Source organism: Chamaesiphon sp. OTE_8_metabat_110 (assembly GCF_031382685.1).
Taxonomy (GTDB): domain Bacteria; phylum Cyanobacteriota; class Cyanobacteriia; order Cyanobacteriales; family Chamaesiphonaceae; genus Chamaesiphon.
Map to the genome: position 1 here is coordinate 1 of NZ_JANMZA010000644.1, position 8,324 is coordinate 8,324.

Annotated in this window: 5 protein-coding genes and 1 pseudogene; 1 reads left to right on the plus strand and 5 read right to left on the minus strand. The window is 46.1% G+C overall.

All coding sequences use genetic code 11. The features are described from left to right. Positions 1–224 precede the first annotated feature (224 nt). The gene (locus RMO52_RS23300; protein WP_310419099.1) at positions 225–998 is read right to left on the minus strand and encodes a sucrose-phosphate phosphatase; all 774 of its coding nucleotides are present in this window, start codon (positions 996–998) and stop codon (positions 225–227) included. 231 nt (positions 999–1,229) lie between these two features. On the opposite strand from RMO52_RS23300, the gene RMO52_RS23305 reads away from it, so the two are divergent. After that, positions 1,230–1,838 carry a peroxiredoxin gene (locus RMO52_RS23305; protein ID WP_310419101.1) on the plus strand — a complete coding sequence of 203 codons (609 nt, stop codon included), beginning with the start codon at positions 1,230–1,232 and terminating at the stop codon, positions 1,836–1,838. A gap of 48 nt (positions 1,839–1,886) precedes the next feature. On the opposite strand, the gene RMO52_RS23310 is transcribed toward RMO52_RS23305, so the two are convergent. From RMO52_RS23310 to RMO52_RS23325, 4 genes and pseudogenes are all read right to left on the minus strand, one after another. After that, positions 1,887–4,232, minus strand: a complete 2,346-nt coding sequence (locus tag RMO52_RS23310; RefSeq protein ID WP_310419104.1) for an AAA family ATPase — start codon at positions 4,230–4,232, stop codon at positions 1,887–1,889. Positions 4,233–4,449: 217 nt separating this feature from the next. Continuing rightward, positions 4,450–5,850, minus strand: coding sequence for a UDP-glucose/GDP-mannose dehydrogenase family protein (locus RMO52_RS23315; protein WP_309743312.1), 1,401 nt, complete (start codon positions 5,848–5,850; stop codon positions 4,450–4,452). Between the two features lie 143 nt (positions 5,851–5,993). Further along, the gene (locus RMO52_RS23320; protein ID WP_310419107.1) at positions 5,994–6,944 is read right to left on the minus strand and encodes an SDR family oxidoreductase; all 951 of its coding nucleotides are present in this window, start codon (positions 6,942–6,944) and stop codon (positions 5,994–5,996) included. A gap of 279 nt (positions 6,945–7,223) precedes the next feature. Continuing rightward, positions 7,224–8,324, minus strand: a pseudogene (locus RMO52_RS23325) (WD40 repeat domain-containing protein); the annotation flags it as partial.

Sequence of the window (8,324 nt, forward strand, 5' to 3'; positions counted from 1 at the left end):
GTGCGTCAAGAGAGGGAACCTCCCGGCTGCGAGCCGCTGTCTTGTCTTGACGCGCTCGGGTAGCCCCTCGGGTCTCAATCGAACTTTACATGAAAGCGATCCTGTTGTAGCTCCTCCCAAAGGAGGAGTTCGCTCGCTTAGGGGAGCGATCGTTACCAGACAACAGTTGGTCGATATTGTCAAGTTTTCTCTAATTTACCCACATGCAGCCGGATTGTGAATAATTATTCAACAAATTGAAAATATTTAAGCCCTTCTGAGATTCCTGCCGCATACTCAGCGACGGCTAAATAATGGTAGTCGATCGGGTGGAGTTCGTGCCACAATCGCAGCTCTGACTGAGCATTACCGACGATGATGCCCCGTTCTCGACCGTATTTAAATAAGGAAATATCATTCCCCGAATCGCCACATACGACAGCTTGCTCCGGCGCAATCTGCCAACGCTCGCGCAAAAATTGGACGGCGGTACCCTTATCGCCCTTGCTGGGCAAAATATCTAAGTCTCTACTACCGCTATAAATAACTTCAGCATCCAGCGAGCTGTGAGCGAGTAATTCTTGGATCTGTTGAACTACTGCGGCGGCGACACTCGGGGATAGATAATAGCTCACCTTAAAAGGTCGTTGTTCGGCTGAAGGCTGAAGTTCTAGATCGGCAAAGCGACTGGCGATTTCGACAATTCGATCGCGATGCCAATTCACGCTGAGCTTTTTTACCCACTCTGGCTCGGGCGTTTGGACATTACCCATGTAAATTTCGGTACCGACTGCGGCAATCAGGGCATCGGGAGCTAGCAGCGATCGAGTTTTCGTCAGCTCTTGGTAAGATGCTCGCGATCGACCCGTCGCGTAAACGATCTTAGTTCCCAAGTCCTGACGATAGCGATCGAGGACTTGATTTAGTCGCTCTAGCGATTCATCATCCCCCACGAGCGTATGGTCGAGGTCGGTGACGAATAATGATAAATGTGTTAATACACCCATGCTAACTGACAATTCTAGATTTTAAGGGATGTTGGATTCTGGCTGACAGTAGCCTACGGGCAATTGAAGACGATATTTTCCACACTAGCATTTTTGTCACATGTAGATATCGCGAATCTAAATAACTTAGCAAAATTGTGAGTAGCTAGTCCCTAAGCACAAAAATAGTGCCCGATCTGTCACAAATTGTAAATAATTCTTAACTTTTATCCGCAAAATCTAAATTAGATCGAAAATAAATATATGAATAATTACTCTGAAAGCTGCCTGAGAGTAGGCCAAATTGCACCGGACTTTACAGCAACTGCGGTTGTGCATGGACAATTTCAGCAAGTCCAGTTGTCTAGATATCGCAAATATGTAGTCTTATTTTTTTACCCCTTTGACTTTACATTTGTCTGTCCGACTGAAATCATTGCTTTTAGCGATCGCTATGCTGAGTTTCAAGCTCTAAATACCGATATTTTAGGTGTCTCGGTCGATAGTGAATTTTCGCACCTTGCTTGGATTCAAACCGAGCGCAAAATGGGCGGTTTAGGTGATATTAATTATCCCTTAGTATCCGACATCAAAAAAGAAATTAGTACCGCGTATAACGTACTCGATCCGAATATAGGTGCGGCATTACGGGGGCTATTTATTATCGATCGAGCCGGAATCTTACAGTACTCCACTGTCAACAATCTCTCATTCGGTCGCAGTGTCGATGAAACCTTGCGCGTCCTCAAAGCAATTCAACACGTTCAGGCTCATCCTCAAGAAGTCTGTCCGGTAGATTGGCAACCGGGCGCTCAAACGATGTCGCCGACGCCTAGTGGCTCTCAAGCCTATTTTAAATTAATTAATAATTAATAATTATTAATTATTAATTAGGTTTTTAGGAGGGGGATGAGCTTAGATCTAAACTTCAACTCCTTCCTTTTCTGGATTGAGTACTTTAGTCTTATCCGTTTTTTGATGGATTTCACTGGCGGCATGATAGTACTGATAGTATTTATTGTAGCCAGAATGATGGTTTTCAACTCGGTTGATGGCGAGTCCTAATACAGGCGTTTTGATCGAAGAAATAATATCGATACCGCGATCGATGATTTGTTTTTGAGCGACATTCAAGCTGACAATATATACCAATCCATCAACTAAGCTCGACAACAACCGAGTATCACTCACACCGACGATTGGCGGCGTATCAAACAGAATATAATCATATTCTTGCCGCCATTCTTCCATCAATCGTAACAGTCGGGGTGAATTAAATAAGACGATCGAACTGACAGTTTGTTTGCCAGAGAACATGACATGCAGTTTGGATTCGGGACTGATTTTGAGCAAATCTTTCCACTCCCGACTGCCAACAATCGCATCGCTGAGTCCGTCTTCACTATCGCAATCATCGCGATTGAATAAGGGCGAGGTAGCACAGAGCTGAGCGACTGTGGATTTGTGCATATCCGCATCGATCAATAGTACTCGATACCCAAGTTCGGCGAGAGTATTGGCGGTATGAAAAGCAATTATCGATTTCCCTTCTTTAGGTAAAGAGGATGTCATGGCAATTACTTTACCAGATTGCCTGTCGTCGCGATCGGATGTGAGTCCGATGCCTAGAGCTAAAGTCCGAATCGATTCAATAAAACTCCAGTAAGCATAATCTTTACTCTTACCTTTGGTTGTTTGGAGAAATGTACCGCCACGCGCGGCGGAAGATTGCTCTAGATCGTCTACTCTCGGGATCAGTGATAAGATCGGCATCCCCGTCATCGCTTTAACGCTATCGGGATTGTCAACTCGGTCGTCGAGTTTGTTCAAGCCTACCGATACCAGGATACCTGCTAAGATACTCCCGATCGCGCCCAGTCCCATCTGACGCGGCACATCTGGCGACATGGGAAAATTCGGATATTCTGGCGGATCTAATAATCGCCACGGTACCACTTGTTCGGCGTTTACGATTTTTAACTCTTGGACTTTTTGCAAGAATGCTGTCAATTCTTGGGAGGCAATTTGGTATTCCCGCTGCAATTCGGTATATTGCTTTTGGAGTCCGGGTAATTGAGCGATCTGAGTTTGAACTTGTTGATATACTGCGTCCAAACTTTGAGCCTGAGCGGTTTGAGCGACTAAACTAGTTTCTAGATCCGCTTGTTTGTTGGCTAAGTTTTGAGCTAGGCTATTGGCGAAGTTAGCAATACCACCTTGAGTTAGTTCTGTATCGTCTACTCGGCGTTTGAGTACTTGCTGCGCTCGCGCTCTGAGCAATACTAGTACACTGTCGCGTTTTTCTTTAAGAGAGATAACTAGGGGATTTTCAGGGCTAAAGCGAACGCTTTCTTGGTTGTACTTGAATTCTAATTCTTTGAGCTGCGTAAATAGTCCTTGGTAGCCACTATCTTGAGTGAGCATCGTGGTACTCAAGTTACCTTCTGAAGATAAACCTACCGAGGCAAGCTGTTTCTTTAATTCTTCGTATTGCTTTTGAGTTTGGTAATAAACCGAACGCGATTCATTAATTTTGGAAACGATCGTTTGACGATAGCCATCGAGCGCGCCCGCAGAAGTAGCAGGATCGACAAATCGATATTTAATCCGAAACTGCTCGATTTGAGAAGCCGAATTCTCTAGCCGCTTGCGAGAGGCTGGTAGTTGTGATTCGATAAATTCGATCGAGTTATTAGTCCGCGCTTTCTTGGTCTGGATACTATAGTCTATATAAACTTTGCTCAATCCGTTGAGTACGGCGACGATCTCATTCGGCGATAACGCTACATAGCTGACAGTCAGTACATTACTATCGGGCTTCGACTGAATTGACAATCCTTGTAAAACTTGGGCGACTGATGGGCGCAATTTGGGATCGGGAATCTGCACGATGGCTTGCTGGATCATGCTTTTACTTCTCAACGATTGGGTAATCGTCTCAATGGCGATCGTCCGATCTTCTGATTGTCCACCACTATCGCTACCGCCAGCGAGCTTTTCAGCAAAACTGTTACCACCTTTGAGATCGATCGCGATTTGGACAGTAGATCTATAAATCCGGACTTGTTTCCAAGTTACATAACCAATTACACTCATCATTAGTGTAGTAGTTAGCAATGAGGCATACCAATACTTCCGTAAACCGCTCAAGATTGTCCCGATCCCGATCCCCTCTTCCGGTCGAGGTTCGGTCAACCCATTCGGGCGTTGAGCGATGGGAGACGGCGCTAGTCTGGGAGGATTAAATTCAGGAAAGCTCTCTTTCATGGTCAAAGACTATTTAATAGCACGAGTGGGCAATGAACCGCCAAATGGCTGAAGCGATCGAGTTGAAATAGTCGTATTATATAAAGTATGTTCAAATTAAGAATCTTATAATTTTTTGCTAAGTATTAAGCTCAATTAGGATTTTGTATTAATCTGCTCTTAAATCGAGACCTCTTACCCAGCACTGCCAAATTAGCATACTGGGTAAGTTAGACATTTAACAACCGATCCCAATGTGTTGAAATCCGGCTTTCATTAAGTGTGCTGAGGGCAGGAAGTTTCGGCAATCTACCAGCAACGGCGATCGCATTAGTCGGGCTAGATGTTGATAATTTATTTCCTGAAATTCCGACCACTCAGTCATTAAAACTAGTGCATCACTGTCTGTCGCTAACATCTGCGGACTATCTACTAGATGGACATTAGCTAGATAGGGATTGGGTGCAGATTTAGGGGAGATAATTGGGTCGTATGCTTTTACTTTGGCACCCAATTCGATCAGCGTTTGTATTATATCAAGAGCGGGTGCATCTCGCAAATCATCAGTATCGGGTTTAAAAGTCAGACCGAGTAAACCGATGGTTTTACCTTTGAGGATTTTGAGCGAACTTTGCAGTTTTTGAATTACCAGCGTGCGTTGCTGTTGATTGACTGTGACAGTTGCTTTGAGTAATTGGGCATCGTAGCCATAATCAGCTCCAGTGTGAATGAGTGCGGCGAGATCTTTGGGAAAGCAAGAGCCACCCCACCCAATGCCAGCATTCAAAAATTTATTGCCGATCCGCGAATCTAGGCCGATACCTTTAGATACTTGATTAATATCAGCACCGACGCGCTCGCAGATATTGGCAATCTCATTAATAAAACTGATTTTGGTTGCCAAAAACGCATTGGCGGCATACTTGATCATTTCTGCTGAGCCTAAATCTGTGGTCAATACGGCGACAGGTGGTAGCGTGGGGTCTTCCGTGTGTTGGCGATCGATAATTGGTGCGTATAAACTTAGCATCAGGTCGAGCGCTTGATGACTGTTACTGCCCAAAACAATCCGATCTGGGTTGAGTGTATCATAGATTGCCGAACCCTCTCGTAAAAATTCTGGATTGCTGACCACATCAAACTTCGGTACGGATAACCGATCCACATCAGGCTGACGACTATCCCCACCGACTAAGCTCGGCTGCTTAGCACGCTCGGCGGCAACACCATCGAGAACCAGCATTTTCACCCAATCTCCCGAACCGATCGGGACTGTCGATTTATTAACGATAACTTTATACTCACCATTGAGATGTTGTCCGATTCCTTTAGCGACAGCTTCGACATATTGCGTATCGCTAGAGCCATTGGGCAGGGGTGGGGTACCGACAGCAATAAATAACACTTCGCCATGCTCGACGCCCATCTTCAAGTCTGTAGTAAACTGCAATCGACCTGTAGCCATTGCTGCACACATGATTTCTGACAATCCAGGTTCGTAAATTGGTGAATGTCCAGATTTCATCAATGCCACTTTAGCGGGATTATTGTCTACACAGACGACATCATGCCCGATATGTGCCAAACATGCTCCTGTTACTAAACCGACATAACCAGTTCCGATCGTACAAACACGCATTTTGACTTACTCCAAATGTGATTGTGACTTTGTAAACGTATATCTATCGTTGGTGGATGTTGATGTACTCTTCCCAAAAGCTAGCTGCCGCGATCCGATCTGCTGGGCGGGTAGCAGTTCCATCCTCACTGACGCGCTGGCAATTATCGCGATTGGCATTCTTGCTGAACTTGAATGCGCTGCTTAAATTCAGCAATTGTCTGAGCTAAGCCAGTTTCTAGCGAAACAGTCGGCTGCCAATTTAATAAAGTTTTGGCTTTAGTAATATCTGGTTTGCGCTGTTTGGGGTCGTCTTGAGGTAATGGTTTAAAGCTAATTTCGCGACTGGGATCGATCGCATCGCGGACTTTTTGGGCGAGTTGAGCGATCGTATATTCTTCGGGATTCCCGAGATTGATCGGCCCAATTTGGTCGCCGTTCATCAATTTTATCAAGCCATCAACCAAATCTGTCACATAACAAAAACTGCGAGTCTGGCTGCCGTCGCCATAGATAGTTAATGCTTTGCCTTGGAGAGATTGGGCGATAAAATTACTCACGACCCGACCATCATTTTCTAACATCCGAGGGCCATAGGTATTAAAGATTCTGGCGACGCGAATTTCGACATCATGTTGGCGATGATAGTCAAAACTGAGCGTCTCAGCGATCCGTTTGCCCTCGTCATAGCAAGACCTGATCCCGATCGGGTTGACATTACCATGATACTCTTCTGGCTGCGGATGCACGTCGGGATCGCCATAAACTTCGAAAGTTGAAGCTAATAAAAATCGGGCCTTTACCCGTTTAGCAAGTCCGAGCATGTTTGATGTGCCCAAGAAACTGACCTTAGCCGTTTTAATCGGATTGTATTGATAGTGAACGGGCGAAGCCGGACAAGCTAAATGATAAATTTGGTCTACTTCTAGTCGGATTGGTTCGGTAACATCGTGCCGAATCCACTCAAAGTTGGGATCGGACATCCACTTGCTGATATTACTCTTAGTTCCCGTATAAAAATTGTCTAAGCAAATAACTTGATGCTGCTCTTTCATGAGTCGATCGAGCAGATGAGAACCAATAAACCCAGCACCACCTGTGACTAAAATTCGCATAATTTAAAATTTTGAAATTTAATTTGGTTTAGAAGTTCAATGGCAGTGTCTTTAGTATTATTCCCGACGATCGGCAAATCGGCAACCATTGCGACTATTTCTCTGTAATTATCGCGTATGGATGGCAGCAAACCGCACATTTTTAGTAATAACACGTAGATAACCGCAGCAAGCGCTCGATTGCTCCGGTCGAACTAGCAATGGCGATCGCATCTACTAGACTACTTGGGGCCGTTACCATACCAATTTAGCATACAAAGTATGCTTCAGTATTATTGCTTAGATCCTTTCCCAGAGTTGGATCGTACCATCAGCACCACCGATCGCAATTAAGCGGCTGTGGGGCGCGATCGCGACCGACATGACCGAGCGACCCGGATCGCCTTTGAGGATACTTCTGGCTTTGTCGCCAAAGCGCAGATCTGCGCCCCGATACCAGACTTTCGCTTTGCCATCGACACTCCCAGTAATCAGATATTGACCGTCAGGACTGAATAGACACGCATTGATTTGTCCGGCATGCGCTTTAATCGTCTGCATTAGCTCGATTTGGGGTGCGGCACGATCGCGCTGGTGGAGTTGCCACAAGACGATATAGCCATTGACAGTGCCAGCGGCGATCGTCTGCCCGTCGGGGTCGATCGCCAGCGAACCGATACAATGTTGATTGCCGCTCGATTGGGCGATCGCTAGACCCGATGCCAGCGACCAGATCTTGACAGTGCCATTGTCGCCAGTACTAGCTAAAATGCGACCGTCGGTACTCAGGGCGATTGCCGCGATTGGCTCGGTATCGGTCAGGGTGGTGGCGACTTTGCCATCGGGTAAATTCCAGAGGACGATCGTGCAGTCGAAGCTACCACTAATCAAGGTTTGGCTATCGGGGCTAATTGCTAGCGATCGGACGGAAGCTTGATGCTGAGTTAAGTTTTCGAGCAGGGTACCAGTTTCCAAATTCCATAGTTTGATTAGCTCGTCCCAACTGCCGCTAGCGAGCAGCTTGCCATCGGCACTTACCGCTATGGCAAATACGCCTTTTTGATGATCTCTGAGGGTCTGAAGCGCCGTTCCGGTAGCTAGCTGCCACAATTTAATCGTCTTATCAAAACTACCGCTGACGAGATTGGTACCGTCAGGGGTGAAACTCAAGCAGCGCACCCAGTCGCTATGGGCGGCGATCGTTTGCTGGAGATTCCACACGGGTTTAGCCCACAGATCGCCACTGAGTTCGCCCGATGGATTGTCAGCCATTAGTCCACTAGACAAATCCTCGGAAATCATCTCTAGTAGCGACTTAATATCGATTGGTGACTCAGTGTCCACGAGATCGGCATTGGCTCGCTGTGGCGCTCCTGTCTCCAACGGCAGGCTGACGCCCCC